This is a genomic window from Limnobacter sp. UBA7229, assembly GCF_002473065.1.
Taxonomy (GTDB): domain Bacteria; phylum Pseudomonadota; class Gammaproteobacteria; order Burkholderiales; family Burkholderiaceae_B; genus Limnobacter; species Limnobacter profundi.
In genome coordinates, this window is the sequence record NZ_DKTN01000022.1 from 251787 (window position 1) to 267931 (window position 16145).

General features: G+C 51.7%; 17 protein-coding genes. 7 read left to right on the forward strand and 10 right to left on the reverse strand.

The window, feature by feature from the left end; genetic code table 11:
• Positions 1-4: 4 nt before the first annotated feature.
• Positions 5-1231 carry a pyridoxal phosphate-dependent aminotransferase gene (locus B4C79_RS12965; protein WP_171098655.1) on the reverse strand — a complete coding sequence of 409 codons (1227 nt, stop codon included), beginning with the start codon at positions 1229-1231 and terminating at the stop codon, positions 5-7.
• A gap of 129 nt (positions 1232-1360) precedes the next feature.
• On the opposite strand from B4C79_RS12965, the gene B4C79_RS12970 reads away from it, so the two are divergent.
• The 4 genes from B4C79_RS12970 to B4C79_RS12990 all read left to right on the forward strand — a co-directional run bounded on the left by B4C79_RS12970 (position 1361) and on the right by B4C79_RS12990 (position 4392).
• Positions 1361-1738 (forward strand): Mth938-like domain-containing protein, encoded by a 378-nt coding sequence (locus B4C79_RS12970; RefSeq protein WP_105028846.1) that lies wholly within the window; start codon positions 1361-1363, stop codon positions 1736-1738.
• On the forward strand, positions 1735-2106 hold the full coding sequence (locus B4C79_RS12975) for an SMR family transporter (RefSeq protein WP_105028845.1): 372 nt from the start codon (positions 1735-1737) through the stop codon (positions 2104-2106). Before B4C79_RS12970 ends, B4C79_RS12975 begins: the two co-directional genes overlap by 4 nt.
• A 92-nt stretch (positions 2107-2198) precedes the next feature.
• Entirely contained in the window at positions 2199-2669 is a 471-nt protein-coding gene (locus tag B4C79_RS12980; protein ID WP_105028844.1) for a peroxiredoxin, read from the forward strand.
• Between the two features lie 67 nt (positions 2670-2736).
• Positions 2737-4392 carry a PhoH family protein gene (locus B4C79_RS12990; RefSeq protein WP_171098651.1) on the forward strand — a complete coding sequence of 552 codons (1656 nt, stop codon included), beginning with the start codon at positions 2737-2739 and terminating at the stop codon, positions 4390-4392.
• A gap of 171 nt (positions 4393-4563) precedes the next feature.
• On the opposite strand, the gene B4C79_RS12995 is transcribed toward B4C79_RS12990, so the two are convergent.
• From B4C79_RS12995 to B4C79_RS13035, 9 genes are all read right to left on the reverse strand, one after another.
• Entirely contained in the window at positions 4564-4944 is a 381-nt protein-coding gene (locus B4C79_RS12995; protein ID WP_291739125.1) for a hypothetical protein, read from the reverse strand.
• A complete protein-coding gene (locus tag B4C79_RS13000; protein WP_291739126.1) occupies positions 4934-5437 on the reverse strand; it encodes a tlde1 domain-containing protein in 504 nt (167 codons plus the stop codon). The genes B4C79_RS12995 and B4C79_RS13000 overlap by 11 nt, the downstream gene beginning before the upstream one ends.
• Positions 5438-5570: 133 nt before the next feature.
• A complete protein-coding gene (dnaB, locus tag B4C79_RS13005) occupies positions 5571-8009 on the reverse strand; it encodes a replicative DNA helicase (RefSeq protein ID WP_105028838.1) in 2439 nt (812 codons plus the stop codon).
• Positions 8010-8142: 133 nt separating this feature from the next.
• Positions 8143-8595: a 50S ribosomal protein L9 gene (gene rplI, locus B4C79_RS13010; protein ID WP_105028837.1), complete on the reverse strand. Its 453-nt coding sequence runs from the start codon at positions 8593-8595 to the stop codon at positions 8143-8145.
• 18 nt (positions 8596-8613) lie between these two features.
• Positions 8614-8883 (reverse strand): 30S ribosomal protein S18, encoded by a 270-nt coding sequence (gene rpsR / locus B4C79_RS13015; protein WP_008249877.1) that lies wholly within the window; start codon positions 8881-8883, stop codon positions 8614-8616.
• A 25-nt stretch (positions 8884-8908) separates the two neighbouring features.
• Entirely contained in the window at positions 8909-9259 is a 351-nt protein-coding gene (gene priB / locus B4C79_RS13020; protein WP_105028836.1) for a primosomal replication protein N, read from the reverse strand.
• A gap of 25 nt (positions 9260-9284) precedes the next feature.
• Complete coding sequence (gene rpsF / locus B4C79_RS13025) at positions 9285-9689, reverse strand: 30S ribosomal protein S6 (protein WP_105028835.1); 405 nt, start codon at positions 9687-9689, stop codon at positions 9285-9287.
• A gap of 139 nt (positions 9690-9828) precedes the next feature.
• The gene (locus B4C79_RS13030; RefSeq protein WP_171098643.1) at positions 9829-11520 is read right to left on the reverse strand and encodes an AMP-binding protein; all 1692 of its coding nucleotides are present in this window, start codon (positions 11518-11520) and stop codon (positions 9829-9831) included.
• 132 nt (positions 11521-11652) lie between these two features.
• Positions 11653-12360: an FFLEELY motif protein gene (locus B4C79_RS13035; RefSeq protein ID WP_105028833.1), complete on the reverse strand. Its 708-nt coding sequence runs from the start codon at positions 12358-12360 to the stop codon at positions 11653-11655.
• Between the two features lie 128 nt (positions 12361-12488).
• On the opposite strand from B4C79_RS13035, the gene B4C79_RS13040 reads away from it, so the two are divergent.
• The 3 genes from B4C79_RS13040 to B4C79_RS13050 are packed head-to-tail and all read left to right on the forward strand — an operon-like array spanning position 12489 to position 16141.
• Positions 12489-13943: a coniferyl aldehyde dehydrogenase gene (locus B4C79_RS13040; RefSeq protein WP_291739127.1), complete on the forward strand. Its 1455-nt coding sequence runs from the start codon at positions 12489-12491 to the stop codon at positions 13941-13943.
• 11 nt (positions 13944-13954) lie between these two features.
• Entirely contained in the window at positions 13955-14470 is a 516-nt protein-coding gene (locus B4C79_RS13045; RefSeq protein ID WP_146106672.1) for a hypothetical protein, read from the forward strand.
• Between the two features lie 39 nt (positions 14471-14509).
• Positions 14510-16141 carry a GMC family oxidoreductase gene (locus B4C79_RS13050; protein ID WP_240605698.1) on the forward strand — a complete coding sequence of 544 codons (1632 nt, stop codon included), beginning with the start codon at positions 14510-14512 and terminating at the stop codon, positions 16139-16141.
• Positions 16142-16145 lie beyond the last annotated feature (4 nt).

Consider the following 16145-nt stretch of genomic DNA (forward strand, 5'->3'; position numbering starts at 1 on the left):
TAAATCAGCCAAGGTGTTGTTTTCGATAACTTTCCAGGAAGCGTGCAATTCTACCAACTGCGTCCGTCAAATCATCGGTGTTGGGTAGGAAAACCACCCGGAAATGATCCGGATTGATCCAATTAAAGCCTGTGCCCTGCACCACAAGTACCTTTTCAGCCTCCAGTAACTCCAGCACAAAGCGCTGGTCATTCTTGATGGGATAAATTTTGGGGTCCAGGCGCGGAAACAGATAAAGCGCCGCTTTGGGCTTCACACAAGTGACGCCTGGAATGGAAGTCATCAGATCGTAAGCGAGGTCACGCTGACGGGTAAGGCGCCCGCCGGGCCCCACCAAATCGTCGATGCTTTGATAGCCACCCAGCGAAGTTTGAATGGCGTACTGGCCTGGTACGTTGGCACACAGGCGCATGGAGGCCATGATGCCCAAACCGTCGATGTAATCGGTGGCATGGCGTTTGTCGCCAGAAATGACCATCCAACCTGCCCTGTAACCACATGCGCGGTAGTTTTTGGACAAGCCGTTCATGGTGATGAAGAGCACGTCGTCGGCCAGCGAAGCAATCGAGGTGTGCTCCGCGCCGTCATACAACATTTTGTCGTAAATCTCGTCTGCGAAAATAATGAGTTGGTGTTCACGGGCAATTTGTACCAATTCCTGCAACACCTCCTCGGGATACAAAGCGCCCGTGGGGTTGTTGGGGTTGATGATCACCATGGCCTTGGTTTTCTCATTGATCAGGCTGCGCAGGTGCTTGGTGTCGGGGTACCAATCGCTTTGCTCATCGCACAGGTAATGGCGTGGCGTACCGCCGGAAATACTCACGGCAGCTGTCCACAAAGGGTAATCGGGCGCGGGCACCAGTACTTCATCGCCGTTGTTCAGTAAGCCCTGCATGCTCATCACGATCAGCTCGGATACACCATTGCCCACAATGATGTCGTCGAGCGTTACACCCTTGATTTTCTTTTGCTGGGTGTAATGCATGATGGCTTTGCGCGCTGCAAATAAGCCCTTGCTGTCGCTGTAGCCCGAGGCATCGCCAAGATTCATGATCACATCTTGCCGAACCTCATCGGGTGCTTCAAAACCAAAAGGTGCCAAATTGCCGATGTTCAGCTTCAGGATGCGGTGCCCTTCCTCTTCCAGCTGGCGCGCTCGCTGCATCACCGGTCCGCGGATGTCGTAGCAAACATTGGCCAGCTTGGCAGATTTGAGAATGGGTTTCATGTCGACCTGTGTGTGGATTGTTGTGTTGGTTATTAATGTGCTTATTCTTTTGCTTGCGCAAAGTCTTATAATTTAACCGTTTAGGCCAATGCCTGCTAGGGTTTGGCCCCATCCTGGAGCATCTTTCGAATGAAATTTCAACCTGAATCGCTCGACAATCAATTCGTCGTTCAGCGGTATGACGAAGAAGGTGTCGTGATCAGCGGCAGGCTTCAAACTGAAAGCGTGGTGTTTGGCACTGATTTCACCCCCAGAATCTGGGAAAACGCGGGTTCGGGCCCACTGCAATTGGCCCACTGCGAGTGGCTATATGGCCAGTGCCCCGATAGCATGGAAGTGCTGCTGATTGGCACAGGGGCCAAACAGGTATTTCCCGGCATGGACATTCGCAAGTTTTTCGCCAACAAACGCTGCCCGGTGGAGTACATGGACAGCCAGGCTGCCTGCCGCACTTACAACATTTTGATCGGTGAAGGCCGGCATGTAATTGCCGCGATTTTACTATGACCACCTATGCTGCCATTTTAGTGCTCTCGGGCGTAATTTTGAATGCGCTGGCCCAGCTGCTGTTAAAAATGGCCACCAACAAAGTGGGCGTCATCGAGGCATCCAGTGCGCTTAGCCTGGGTGCCATGTCCGCCTTGTTTTTGCAGTGGCCAATGATTCTGGGGCTGTTTTGCTACGGATTTTCACTGCTCATTTGGCTAATGGCGCTTTCACGGGTCGATGTAACACTGGCCTACCCCATGCTGGCAATAGGTTATGTGATCAATGCCTTTGCGGCGCAATACTTCCTCAATGAACCTGTGAGCCTGCAGCGCTGGGTGGCAATCGGGGTGATCGTACTGGGTGTGGCGCTTTTGGCGCGTTCCTGACACTTCCTGCATTTTGCTGTCAAAAGCTGTGGTTATACTGAATCAAACACGCACACCGGCAGCAAAACCACCACACCTCAGGGAGCAGTACCGTGTCACTTGAAGTCAACAGCAAAGTGCCTGATTTTTCAGCAGCTTGTACTGGCGGCGGCAATTTTACCCTGTCAGCCCACACTGGCAAAAACCTGATCATTTATTTTTACCCCAAAGACAGTACGCCAGGCTGCACCACCGAGGGCGAAAACTTTCGCGATCTACACCCCGAGTTTCTGAAAGCCAACTGCCTTGTTTTTGGCGTTTCACGCGATTCCCTGAAGTCGCATGAAAATTTCAAAGCCAAACTGGAAATGCCGTTTGAATTGATTTCAGATCCCGACGAGAAGGTGTGCACAATTTTCGACGTGATGAAAATGAAAAACATGTACGGAAAACAAGTACGTGGCGTGGAAAGAAGTACCTTTGTAATCAACAAGAAAGGCATTCTTGTGCAGGAGTGGCGCGGCTTGAAGGTGCCGGGCCATGCGCAAGCGGTGCTTGACTTTGTACGCACAATCGGGGACTAATATCCTCACGGGCGCGGGCGTGACGACCCCGCGCGATTTATGAGCTTCCTACTTCAGATCGTTGACAATGCCTCTGCCAAAAGAACCCAGCAAACCAGCAACTACACTGAACGAAATCCCACCAATCACGGCACCCAGACCCAAAAAGCCGGCCAAAAAAATTGATGTATCTGACACCACCACTACAACCGGGAAAGCACCGTTGACCTTGGCCGCCGACAACACTGTCACAGCCAAGGCGCCCGCGACAAACCGCACCCGAAATGTTCCAGCCGCAGCTTCAGGCAAAGCACGCAAACCAGTGGCCACGCCCATTGCCAAAACCAGGCGACAGGTTACCCACACTGGCAAGAAAATTTTTGTGCTGGACACCAACGTGTTGATGCACGACCCCACTTCGCTGTTTCGCTTTGAAGAGCACGATGTATTTTTGCCGCTGATTACGCTGGAAGAACTGGACAACCACAAAAAAGGCATGTCTGAAGTGGCCCGCCACGCACGGCAAGTAAGCCGTTCGCTAGATGCCTTGATGGAGAATATCGAGGACATCGAAAAAGGTGTGGCACTGGACCGGCTGGGCAATGTGGATGCCCTTGGACGTTTGTTGGTACAAACCACCGAGTTGGCTGCTGAACTGCCGAAAACCTTGCCCGTGGGCAAAGCCGACAACCAGATTCTGGGTGTGGTGTTTGCACTGAGTAAACAACACCCTGATCGCGAAGTTGCATTGGTCTCGAAAGACATCAACATGCGCATCAAGGCCCGCGCCTTGGGCTTGCTGGCCGAGGATTACTTCAACGACCAAGTGCTGGAAGACCGTGATCTGCTGTATTCAGGCATCATGGAATTGCCCGCCGATTTCTGGGAAAAGAACAGCAAAGGCATTGAAAGCTGGCAACAAGGCGGAAGCACCTTCTACCGCATCAGCGGCCCTGCTGTAAAAGACATGATGGTGAACCAGTTTGTATACTGCGAAACTGGTATTCCATTGATCGCTCAAGTACTGGAAGTGAGCGGCCGCACCGCCGTGCTGAAAACCCTGCGGGATTTCAGCCACAACAAAAACAGCGTGTGGGGCATCACTGCACGCAACCGCGAACAAAACTTCGCCCTGAATTTGTTGATGAACCCCGAATGCGACTTCGTGACGCTGTTGGGCCAGGCCGGTACAGGCAAAACCCTGCTGGCCTTGGCTGCAGGTTTGTCGCAAGTACTTGAAAGCAAGCAATACTCTGAAATTATCGTGACCCGCGCCACCGTGCCAGTGGGTGAAGACATCGGCTTTTTGCCAGGTACTGAAGAGGAAAAAATGGCCCCCTGGATGGGCGCTTTTGAAGACAACCTGGAAGTGCTGAACAAACCCGACCCCAGCAGTGGCGATTGGGGCCGCTCAGCAACAACCGACTTGATACGCACCAAGATCCGCATCAAATCAATGAACTTCATGCGGGGCCGCACCTTCATCAACAAGTTTTTGATTATTGATGAAGCGCAAAACCTGTCGCCCAAGCAAATGAAAACCCTGATCACACGGGCCGGTCCCGGTACCAAGGTAATCTGTTTGGGTAACTTGGCGCAAATTGATACGCCTTACTTGACTGAAGGCTCTTCAGGCCTGACGTATGTGGTGGATCGATTCAAGGGCTGGCCACATGCAGGGCACATTACGCTGCAGCGTGGTGAGCGTTCAAGGTTGGCTGACTTTGCGTCAGATAACCTTTGATGTGTTGATGGGCATGTGAGAAATTACATGCCCCGTTGATGCATTCGCGAAGTCGCATGCCCTCCTCAGCCTGAAAGCCTTTGTCTCCTTTCTTGAAGGCGGAATGAGAGCAATTCGAGCGTTGTGAATGCGGCAAAACAGACCGGAGATATTCTGGCAATCGACCCGAGTTCAACTTTTATAACTGGAAGTTGTTCCTTTCGCGAACTTGCCGATCTTTTTCCAAACAAATAAACCTATCACCCCAAGCAACCAAATAATTGCTGCAGCATATGCATTCATTGAGTACGACTGCCCCGCTTCGACAACAATTGCAGGGCCAAGATCAAATGAATGCACCTCCATCAACAAGCTAACAAACCACAATGCGGGGTAAACCAAGGCCAGCACGAATAGTGCCCAGTGAATACGCAAAGCCACACCAGCAAACAAAAAACCCAAGGCGGCATACAGCCACATATCTTGAATTTGGGGCAATTTATCAAGTACCTCTGCATGCGCACAAAGCGGCAAAAAACAGCAGACGATTGCGAAGAAATTTTTATTCCGCATCGGAGTATTCCACTGTTAATGGGACATGACAATTTACAGACTTACCCAACAAGCTTTTCAAATCTTTGATGAATTGATTCATTGAAGAGGTCAAATCAATACAGCCTGCGCTACCCGGAATATCGCCACCGTGAATAAAAAAACCGCCTCGCGCATGGGTTTGGGTCCCGGGGCTAACGCGAATCGTGATTCGGTAATCACCCCATGCGGATCGCGAGGATACAAGCAAATTTTTAATTGCGTTATTCTCCCAAATGTCAGCAGGGCTAATCCAGTAACTCCCTTCAGGAATGGGTCCCTGATTGGAAACCTTTTGCCTCTCTAAAGAGTAATCAAACTTGCTGTCAACGGGCTTGCCAGACACCGCGGGGTAAGTTTTCAGCACCCCAGTAGCAGTTTGTATTTTGAAAATTTTTCCATCAAAGTGAAGGCTGATCACAGATTTCGCGCAAGCTGGTACTTCTGGTCGTCTTATTTCATGGGCGTATTTCATCAAAAAGTCCCAAATCGAAAAAAGAGCAGTCTAAACATGTTCAGCCGGGAGTTACAAACACACCTTCGAGCCTGTGTGACTTGAGCAATACCGTTTGTAACCACAACAAACCCGACTCAGCGCGGAACCCGACTCACTCCCCTTCCGGCTGCATTCCAGCGTAATTCTCAAACTTGGTGTACATGCCCAGGAAAGTTACCCGCACCGTGCCAATTGGGCCATTACGCTGCTTGCCGATGATAATTTCAGCAGTTCCTTTGTCGGGTGAATCGGGGTTGTAAACCTCATCGCGGTAAATGAACAAAATCACGTCGGCATCCTGCTCAATGGCGCCCGATTCTCGCAGGTCACTCATCACCGGGCGTTTGTTTGGCCGCTGTTCCAGCGAGCGGTTCAGCTGCGAGAGCGCGATCACCGGACAGTTCAATTCTTTTGCCAAACCTTTCAATGAACGTGAAATTTCTGAAATTTCAGTGGCACGGTTTTCACCCGGAGACGAAGAGCCCATCAACTGCAAATAGTCGATGATCACCAAACCAAGCTGGCCACACTGGCGTGCCAAGCGCCGGCAACGCGCGCGCACTTCCATCGAAGACAAGGCGGGCGTTTCATCAATAAACAATTGCGCATTCTGCATCTTCTCGACTGCGTACGTCAGTCGTGGCCAGTCCTCATCCGTCAATCGCCCGGTTCTTAGGCGGTGTTGATCCAAACGCCCCACGGAGCCCAGCAAACGCATCGCCAATTGGGTTGCGCCCATTTCCATGGAGAACACAGCCACTGCATGACCCTCTTCCACAGCCACGTGTTCGCCAATGTTCAAGCTGAATGCAGTATTGTGCGTCACCACAAAATCGTTGGTGATGTATGTACGCGTGGGGTGACTTACAGAAATACACTGCGCTTGCGCCATGCGCACAGGCTCAATGCTTTGAAAAGTGATTCGGCGTGTGCGCTGCCAGTCGGTGCGCAGTCGCGCCTTCTTTTCTTCAAGCGTAAACACCTGCTGCCCATCGGCAAAGCTCATGTTCAACACATAAGCCAAACGCCCTTCTTTGTGTTCGCCCTTGCTGGTGTAATGCGTATTTTTGGTTGCAATTGAACAAAACCCACCCAGTGAACGTGCAAGGTAGGCCACATCATTGGCCAGTTGCTCGCTTACCGTGGCAAATCGAATCGAACCCCAGGATTCTATCCAGCCATCGGTATCCAACAGGCCCTGTAACAAGGCCAACCGCGCCGCCTTATTGGCTTTCAGATAATGTTCAGGAATAAATTTATTGTGGCTGACACAACCCAGCACACCCAGATCGTTCAGAGCTTGGCGGAAGTAACTAGGCTGACTGGTGCGAGCACCATTGGCAAGCATTCTGCCTTTCCACACCACCCGATAGTCGTAGGCCTGTGCATGAACCAATTCCATGTCATGTCCAAGTAATGCATTCATTCTGTGCACCAACTCTTCCGACTTGGTGGAAAACATCACACTGCTGTGGCTGAAGGCCAAAGTGCCATCGCCCAGCAGGGCACCCAGTACCCAGGGGTCAATTGGCAACACATCGTTGTGACCGAAATCACCAGTCACAGTGTCGATCCACAAGCGGTTTTTGTAACGAACACAGCCCAGCATTTCCGTCAGGCGCTTGGTGCTAATCACGCGGGGCTCGGCCCAGTCGCGGTACATCACACGCCACAAATGTTCATCACAGCACTCGGCACTGCGACCGTCTGAAAATACCACTTTATAAATCTGCTTTTCGCCTTGGGGAAATACCCCCGTGACCAGGGATGACTTTCCATCCATAGATGCCAAAGCATCGCCCACGCGCAATTCGCCCATAGTTACCCAGCCGCTTGGCGTTTTAACCAAGGCATCAAGTGGCTGCGCTTTACCCATTGAGGGTCTTCCGGCAACAATAATCAAGTCACCGGGCTGCAGGCCCGATGTTTTGCCATCCAGGTCTACAAAACCAGTCGAAATACCAGTGATGTCGCTGGTGCTGTCGCGGTGATAAAGCTCATCGATTCGCTCAACCACTTTGCTCAGCACCGGCTGCAATTCTTGAAAACCACCCGCGCCGCGCGCGCCGTCTTCAGCAATCTTGAAAATCTTGCTTTCCGCTTCGTCGAGAATGGTTTTGGTGTCTTTGCCTTGCGGGTTCAGCGCGGTGGTCGCAATGTCATCGCTGATCGTAATCAGCCTGCGCAGCACGGCGCGGTCGCGCACAATTTCTGCGTAGCGGCGAATGTTGGCGGCCGAGGGCGTGTTGGTGGCCAGGGTGTTCAAGTAAGCCAAACCACCCACATCTTCAGCCTTGCCCGAAGACTGCAGCGATTCATACACAGTAATGACATCAGCTGGCTTGGAGCCGTCAATCAGCTTGGCAATGTGCTCAAAAATAACCCGGTGATCGTAGCGGTAAAAATCTTCGGCTCGAATCACATCGCCAATTTTGTCCCAGGCTTGGTTGTCCAGCAGCAAGCCGCCCACCACCGATTGCTCCGATTCGAGCGAGTGAGGCGGAACGCGCAGGCCCGTCATTTCTTGTTCTGTAAGTCGATTTTCGGACATAGTTTCGCAATAGAAAAAGGCCACCCTGAGGTGACCTTTTTGTGGGTTCAGGCAGACCGAAAAGTATAACCGAATGTGGTTAAACCCTAGGGTCTAATTCGCCTTAAAACCGGGTATGGCTGAAGCGCTTTGATTAAGCTGCTTCGCCAGCCACCACAACTTTCACGTCTACAACCACATCGGGGTGCAGAGCAACAGTCACAGTGTGCTCGCCAGCAATTTTCAGCGCGCCGTTGGGCATGCGTACTTGTGCTTTTTCAACTTTCAGGCCAGATGCATTCAAAGCAGCAGCGATATCATGGTTGGTTACTGAACCAAACAAACGACCGTCCACAGCAGCTTTTTCGCTCAGCTGGACAGTGGTTTCGCTCAACTTGGCACCCAGGGCCTGGGCGGCGGCCAGTTTTTCAGCTGCAGCTTTTTCCAGTTCGGCGCGGCGAGCCTGGAATTCGGCGATTGCTGATTCTGTGGCGCGCTTGGCTTTGCCATAAGGGATCAGGAAGTTACGTGCGTAGCCGTCTTTTACGCGAACCACGTCACCCAGTTGACCCAAGTTGGGCATTTTTTCAAGAAGAATTACTTGCATGGTGTTCTCCCGTACTGCTTAGTGGTTGTCGGTGTAAGGCAGCAAAGCCAGGAAACGTGCGCGCTTGATCGCTGTGTCCAATTGGCGCTGATAATTCGCCTTGGTACCAGTGATACGAGCGGGCATGATCTTGCCGTTTTCGCTGATGAAATCCTTGAGCGTGTCGATGTCTTTGTAATCGATTTGCTCTACCTTGCCCACTGTGAAGCGGCAAAACTTCTTGCGCTTGAACAAGGGGTTCTGTTGTGGACGACGTCCCTTGCGATCATTTTTACGACCAAAAGCCATAATATTCTCCAACTATTTCAAGTCTTCAACATTCGCGCACTGCGCAAACATGGAATCGAAGACTTTTTGATTTGTGCGAACGAAGCGCTATGAATCCGGTCCAGTTTTTCAGGCTTCCCACTTCAAGACCACTGACTTGGTTGGCTGCCACACCCAGCGCTACCGCTGAAACTGTGCACTTCACCATTCTTGGCTTGCTGGCTTCAAGCTGCTCACTGTCGTGCTCAAGCTCGAATTCGCAAATGGGCAAACCTGCCGGGGTGTATCGCAATATTGATTTTGCAACCAATGTGGCGGTCAAGGTGAACTGGTTAATGCCAGCCTTTCCTTCTTCCCCAAACTTGTCTGAATTTTCCGCTGCTTCCTCCTGATTCATTGATTCAGTGTTGTGCTAAGACGATTTACTCGTCGTCACCCTCGTCTGAATCGGAACTGTCGTCGTTTGAAGACGCAGTGGCAGAAGCGGCCTTACGCTCTTGCTCACGCTGAACTTCCTTCATCATTGGAGAAGGCGCGGTTTCAGCTTTTTTCATCTTCACAGTCAAGTGACGCAGTACGGCGTCGTTGAATTTAAACGCAGTTTCCAGTTCTTCAAGAACTTCCTGGCTGCATTCAATGTTCAACAACACATAGTGTGCTTTGGCCAGTTTCTGGATTGGGTAAGCCAATTGGCGACGGCCCCAATCTTCGTGGCGGTGTACTTTGCCGCCGTTGGCTTCGATGGTTCCACGATACTTCTCGACCATGGCAGGCACTTGCTCGCTTTGGTCGGGATGCACGATGAAAGCAATTTCATAGTGACGCATTGATAAACTCCTATGGATTTTCCACAATTGGAAAAGCCGCCGCACCCCAGTGGTGCAGCAGCAGGTAACCCGAAATTATAGTGGGTTTTCAAGAAACAGGCAACGGCCTAGCGCTGCCACCTGCCTAAAACACGGAAAATCAGGCGGTTTGCTCTTGCAAACGCTTCTTTTCCATGTCGCGAAGCTCCCGGCGAAGCACTTTGCCCACCGGGCTCTTGGGCAATTCCTTCATAAATTCCACATGGCGTGGAATTTTGTAGGCAGTCATGTGTTTGCGGCAATGTTCAATTACCTGCTCGGCTGTTAAATCGGGGTCTTTTTTAACCACAAACAGCTTTACCGCCTCGCCGGTTTTGCTGTCAGGCACGCCCACGGCAGCCGCTTCAAAAATACCAGTCAATAGCGTGGCCACAGCTTCAATTTCTTTGGGGTACACGTTAAAACCGGACACGAGAATCATGTCTTTCTTGCGATCGGTGATATAGAAGTAGCCGTTTTCGTCCATGTAGGCGATATCGCCGGTTTTCAGCCAACCGTCTTGGGTCAGAATTTCAGCGGTTTCACGTGGCTTGTTCCAGTAACCGCGCATCACCTGCGGGCCTTTCAAGCACAATTCGCCTTCCTGGCCCACCGGCAATTCATTAAAGTCATCATCACGAATTGTCACGTCAGTGGACGGTACGGGTAAACCAATCGATCCGTTGTACTCCTCGTGCAGGGGATTAATACACACTGCGGGCGAGGCCTCGGTTAAACCATAAGCCTCCGATAAACGCGTACCTGTCACTTTCTTCCAGCGATCAGCCACCGCAGGCTCAATGGCGGCACCACCGCCCAACACCAGCTTCACATGGGAAAAGTCGACTTGCTCAAAACCAGGGGTATTCAATAAGCCATTGAACAAGGTGTTAACACCTGTAAGCGCCGTGAATGGCACGGCGGCCAGCGTTTTCACGAAAGCCTTCATGTTTCTGGGGTCAGTAATCAACAGGCAGTGCCCACCTACCTTGATGAAAACCAGAATATTCGCAGTCAAGCAGAAGATGTGATACATCGGCAGCGCAGTGATCGCAATTTCCTTGCCCTCTTCAATGTCCTGGTTCAACCAGGCCGATGCTTGCTGCAGGTTGGCCACAATATTGCCATGGGTCAGCATGGCGCCCTTGGCTACACCAGTGGTTCCGCCGGTGTATTGAAGAAAAGCCAAATCGTCGTGGGTAATATTGACCTTGCGTAGCTCGTTGTTACGTCCAAGGGCGAGTGCTTTCTTGAAGGTAATGGACCCGGCAATGTTGAACGCTGGCACCAGCTTCTTCACATAGCGCACCACAAAATTCAGCAAAACACGCTTGAAGAAACCGTGCATTTCACCCATGGAAGCCAGCACAATGTGCTCGACAGGCGTATTTTTGATTACCTTTTCCAGCGTGTGAGCTACGTTCTCAAACACCACAATCACCTTGGCGCCTGAGTCCCGCAGTTGATGTTCAAGCTCTGTGGGGGTGTACAACGGGTTCACGTTCACGGCGACGAAACCAGCGCGGATCGCACCCAACATGGCAACAGGGTATTGCAGCAGATTGGGCATCATGAAGGCGACACGGTCGCCTTTTTTCATGCCAGGCAGGCTTTGAAGGTAGGCACCGAAATCGCGGGTTAGAGAATCCAGGCGCTCGTAGGTCAGCGCCGTACCCATGTTGCTGAATGCGGTTTTGTCGGCGAACTTGCGACTTGCGTCCTCAAAAATATCCCGAATAGAGGGGTACTGATCCAAATCAACCGACGTGGGTACGCCCGGCGGGTAGCTCTGAATCCAGGCTTTATCTGTCACAAATGTCTCCTTCTTGTGGGCACTGCCGTGCTTCGCAACTGTTTTGTATTGATGGAAAACAATACCGGAATATCAAAGAGCATGGATTCTAATGCACTACGATTGCGATGTGTACCTGCACCGTGGGCGCGGTCAAGGAAATTTCGACAAGGTACCTTGTCGAATCCCTTCTAGGATGGACATTTCACGTTCTTGAATCAACTGAAAAAACAGGGTTGGCTTTTCTAGCGAAGCGAAAGCATCTAGCCCTTGACTTAAAAAATCGTGGAAATCCTCTAAATTCGCCTTTTGCGCTGCACCACGTGTCATCTTCATCAATGGCCGTAAAAAAGGCAGGCGCATCAACTTGCGCAAGGATTCACCCACCTCGCGAACCAACAAAATTTGACGCTCTCGCAAATCGAATTGCCCTTGTTTTCTAAAAGCTTCAATGTAAGATTTTTCTTTAAGTAAATTATCAGAATAAAACTCTTTTTCATTGATAAACAAGGTTATTTCATCATCCATCAGCTCAGCCAAATAATCCATGTAAATCACTTTTCTCACCGTATCCACGGCACCGCCAGGCAGCAACTTTTCCAGCTTGGGCAACACCCTTTCAACTTGGTGGTCACGGGTGCTGACATCGTGCGTGCAGTACAGTTGATCCAGGAAAAAGCGACAAGCTGCGCGCATGCCCTGGTCTTCAAGCAGATCCTTATAAGTACATTCCAACCTACTGTTTTGAAATATTTTTATCTCTTTCTTTAAACGCATAAACTCGACTGAACGCCCCTCACCCACGCGAAGGGCTGTGATGGCTTTTTGTAATTCAAGGGGTGAACTGTGAATGTCAATCATGGCGATTCAATTGCAGTTGAATGGTGAAGCCCCACATCGTTTGCTGCACAGCAGCACAAATCAGACATGGAAAATAGTCAAAATTTATGTTTACATCCGTTAATGTTAAACCGGAGAGTGAGACAACAATGAATGCCCCATCCAAAGCACACGGCCAAGAATTGACAGCAGCAGAACTAAAAGCAACTTTGGAGTCCTTGAAGCAAGCTTACCGCATCAACCCCTACCCGGAGTGGAGCCAGCGCAAAGCCTGGCTGATGGCGTTGAGCGACATGATTTACGACAACAAGTTGAGAATCGCAGAGGCCATTTCGGAAGATTTCGGTTATCGCTCAAAAAATGACACCTTGTTAGCAGAAGTATTTCCCTCACTGGAAGGCATTCGCCACGCCATCAAACACGGTAAAAGCTGGATGAAGCCTCGCAATGAAGGCGCCAGCATTTGGTTCAAACCTGCCAGCACCTGCCTCATGCCACAACCTTTGGGCGTGGTGGGTGTGATCGTGCCCTGGAATTATCCCTTGTTTTTATCCATCGGCCCCATGATTGCTGCGCTTGCGGCGGGCAACCGTGTGTTCATCAAGATGAGCGAATACACCCCCCGCTTCAGTGCCCTGCTCGATGAATTGCTAGCCAAAGCACTGGGCCGCGAGGTGGTACAGGTGATCAACGGTGGCCCTGAGGTTGCTGCCGAGTTTTCTCGCCTGCCGTTCGACCACCTGCTGTTCACTGGGTCTACCCCAGTCGGCAAAATGGTGATGAAGGCCGCCAGTGAAAACCTGGTGCCGGTAACACTTGAACTGGGCGGCAAAAGCCCTGTAATCATCACCGCGCCCACCGTGGCCAACCCCGGTCGGTTTGAAAATGCAATTGCGCGTACATTGTCCGGAAAGTCGATCAATGCGGGCCAAACCTGTATTGCCCCCGACTATCTGATGGTTCCGGAAGGCTGTGAAGAGCAATTGATTTCACACGCCAAGGCAATTATTGATCGCCGCTTCCCGGACGGAATTTTGTCCAAAGACTTCACCGGCATTGTTTCTGACCGCCATGCCACCCGCTTACAACGCTTAATTGACGAAGCCGCGGAACAAGGTGCGCGCGTGGTGACACTTATGAAAACAGCCGACAGCCCGGGCCGTAAAATTCCAATGACCCTGGTGTTCAACGCCAAGCCAGACTCCATGCTGATGCGGGAAGAGATTTTTGGTCCGGTGCTGCCGGTAATCACATACAAACGCCTGGATGAAGCCCTGGATTACATCAACGACCGCCCTCGCCCGCTGGCTTTGTATTTGTTTGACGATGAATCAAAAACCCAGGACATGGTCATGAAACAAACCATTGCTGGTGGTGTTTGCCTGAATGAAACCTTGTTCCACATTGCACAGGAAAACCTGCCATTTGGCGGCGTGGGCGACTCGGGTATGGGCCACTACCACGGCAAATTCGGTTTTGAAACCATGACCAAACTGAAGCCGATTTTCAAACAAAGCCGTTTCCACGTCATGGAAATGTTGTCGCCACCCTATGACAACAAAATGTTTGCCTTCATGACCAAACTGCTGACCCGCAAGGTATAAACAGAAGCTTCATGAACAGACGTCAATTTTTTAAGTTCGGTGCTGCCGGTTTACTGTTGGCCGGCGGCCTGAGTTGGCTGGGCAAGCACTTTGCCAAAGTGGAAGTTGTCGCCGGTCAGCCTGTGGTCCAGCAACAGCACATACCCATGCTTAAGGCCATTGCTGAAGGTTTGCTGGATCCTGCACTGCCCACCACGGGCAGAACGCAGTCCATTGAATCTGCTGTCAATGCGTTCGTGGATGCCAGTAGAACCTTGGCACCCAGTGCGCAAGCCGAACTGGGCCAACTGCTGAACATTCTTGAAAACCCGGTGGGAAGAAGGCTGATTGCCGATTTGGGCAGCAGTTGGGAGCAAGCATCACCGGCGCAGGTGCAAGCCTTCCTGGTTTCGTTCCGGGACCACCCCATTCCGGCACTCCAACCCGGCTACCATGCCCTTCACGACCTGATGATGGCAGGCTGGTATGGACTGCCCAGCCAGTGGACCGACATGGGCTACCCGGGCCCACCTTTCCAAGTTCTCTGACCTTCACATTCACCAATGACTGAACAAGAAATGAAACCTATGGGTACCTTATCCAGTGGATTAGTGCCCGACCTGTTCGCAGCCGGCATCGCGAATGGCTGGAAAGCCTATGAGGCACACAAGCGCGAAATGCCCAAGCAGATGAGCGCGGATGTGGTGATTATTGGCACCGGTGCGGGTGGTGGCATTACCGCAGAAATTTGCGCCAAAGCTGGCTTGAAGGTGTTGTTGATTGAAGAGGGTCCGCTAAAGACTTCGAAAGACTTCAAAATGCTGGAGTCGGTGGCCTACCCCACGCTATACCAGGAAAGCGCTGGCCGCAAAACGGCAGACAAGGCCATCAACATTTTGCAGGGACGCACAGTGGGTGGGTCGACCACGGTGAACTGGACCTCCAGCTTCAGAACACCGGCAGACACATTGGCATTCTGGCAAAACCAGTTTGCCCTGAAAGACATGACCGTGGAGAACATGGCCACCTGGTTTGAACAGGCCGAGCGGCGCTTGAACATCGCGGACTGGCAAGTACCACCCAATGAAAACAACGATATTCTGCGCCGTGGCGCTGAAGCCAAAGGAATTTCCTGGGGCGCCATTCGGCGCAATGTGAAAGACTGCTGGAACTTGGGCTACTGCGGCATGGGTTGCCCCACCAATGCCAAGCAATCCATGCTGGTTTCAACCATTCCAACTGCGCTTGATCATGGTGCGGAACTGGTCGCTTCCCTGCGCGCGCATTCCTTCAAAATTTCCCAGGGCCGCATTAGAACCCTACGCTGCCAGGTCATGAATCCCGATGGCGTGCTGCCTTCTGGCAAGGAGGTGGAAGTCACAGCCAAACATTTTGTGCTGGCTGGTGGATCGATCAACAGCCCCGCAGTGTTGTTGCGCTCGAACGCGACTGATCCGCACGACCGTTTGGGCGAACGCACCTTTTTGCATCCCGTTGTCATTTCAGCCGCAAGAATGGAACAGGAAGTGCGCGCCGATGCAGGCGCTCCCCAAACCATTTACAGCGACCATTATTTGCACACGGACCCGATTGATGGCCCGGTAGGCTTCAAGCTGGAGGCACCACCCCTGCACCCAGTCATTTTTGCATCAACCCTGCCTGGTTTTGCGAAAAAGCATTCAGACGTGATGCGCAACTTCTCGAAAACGCACATGCAACTGGCTTTGCTGCGCGATGGTTTCAATTCCGGCAGTGTGGGCGGGCAAGTGCGCTTGAACAGCGACGGCAGCCCGGTGCTGGACTACAAGCTAACCCCGGCAATTTGGGATGCTGCACGCAGAGCCTTGGTAGCCATGGCTGAGCTTCAACACGCTGCCGGCGCGCTGAGCACTCTGCCTGTGCACGAGTACTCCAAACCGGCCAACAACATTGATGAAGCCTTGAAGCAGATCAATGAACTCGACATGAAACCACTGAGTATGAAAGTAGTTTCCGCCCACGTGATGGGTGGTTGTGCCATGGCAGGCGAAGAAAAGCTGGGTGTTGTACGCCCTGACGGACGCCATTGGCAAATCGAGAATTTGTCGATTCACGATGGTTCGTTGTTCCCCACCAGCATTGGTGCAAACCCTCAACTGTCCATTTACGGTTTGACCAACAAACTGAGCCAGCAATTGGTGGCTGAGCTGACTGGCCAAGCCGCCACAGCGCTGGCTTAAGCAC

What these genes read in the sequence shown, in the direction of transcription:
- B4C79_RS12965 (WP_171098655.1), bottom strand. Translation starts at nt 1,231, where the DNA reads ATGAAACCCATTCTCAAATCTGCCAAGCTGGCCAATGTTTGCTACGAC.
- rplI (WP_105028837.1), bottom strand. Translation starts at nt 8,595, where the DNA reads ATGCAAGTAATTCTTCTTGAAAAAATGCCCAACTTGGGTCAACTGGGT.
- rpsR (WP_008249877.1), bottom strand. Translation starts at nt 8,883, where the DNA reads ATGGCTTTTGGTCGTAAAAATGATCGCAAGGGACGTCGTCCACAACAG.
- rpsF (WP_105028835.1), bottom strand. Translation starts at nt 9,689, where the DNA reads ATGCGTCACTATGAAATTGCTTTCATCGTGCATCCCGACCAAAGCGAG.
- B4C79_RS12975 (WP_105028845.1), top strand. Translation starts at nt 1,735, where the DNA reads ATGACCACCTATGCTGCCATTTTAGTGCTCTCGGGCGTAATTTTGAAT.
- dnaB (WP_105028838.1), bottom strand. Translation starts at nt 8,009, where the DNA reads ATGTCCGAAAATCGACTTACAGAACAAGAAATGACGGGCCTGCGCGTT.
- B4C79_RS12990 (WP_171098651.1), top strand. Translation starts at nt 2,737, where the DNA reads ATGCCTCTGCCAAAAGAACCCAGCAAACCAGCAACTACACTGAACGAA.
- B4C79_RS12995 (WP_291739125.1), bottom strand. Translation starts at nt 4,944, where the DNA reads ATGCGGAATAAAAATTTCTTCGCAATCGTCTGCTGTTTTTTGCCGCTT.
- B4C79_RS13040 (WP_291739127.1), top strand. Translation starts at nt 12,489, where the DNA reads ATGAATGCCCCATCCAAAGCACACGGCCAAGAATTGACAGCAGCAGAA.
- B4C79_RS13050 (WP_240605698.1), top strand. Translation starts at nt 14,510, where the DNA reads ATGGGTACCTTATCCAGTGGATTAGTGCCCGACCTGTTCGCAGCCGGC.
- priB (WP_105028836.1), bottom strand. Translation starts at nt 9,259, where the DNA reads ATGAATCAGGAGGAAGCAGCGGAAAATTCAGACAAGTTTGGGGAAGAA.
- B4C79_RS13045 (WP_146106672.1), top strand. Translation starts at nt 13,955, where the DNA reads ATGAACAGACGTCAATTTTTTAAGTTCGGTGCTGCCGGTTTACTGTTG.
- B4C79_RS13000 (WP_291739126.1), bottom strand. Translation starts at nt 5,437, where the DNA reads ATGAAATACGCCCATGAAATAAGACGACCAGAAGTACCAGCTTGCGCG.
- B4C79_RS13035 (WP_105028833.1), bottom strand. Translation starts at nt 12,360, where the DNA reads ATGATTGACATTCACAGTTCACCCCTTGAATTACAAAAAGCCATCACA.
- B4C79_RS12970 (WP_105028846.1), top strand. Translation starts at nt 1,361, where the DNA reads ATGAAATTTCAACCTGAATCGCTCGACAATCAATTCGTCGTTCAGCGG.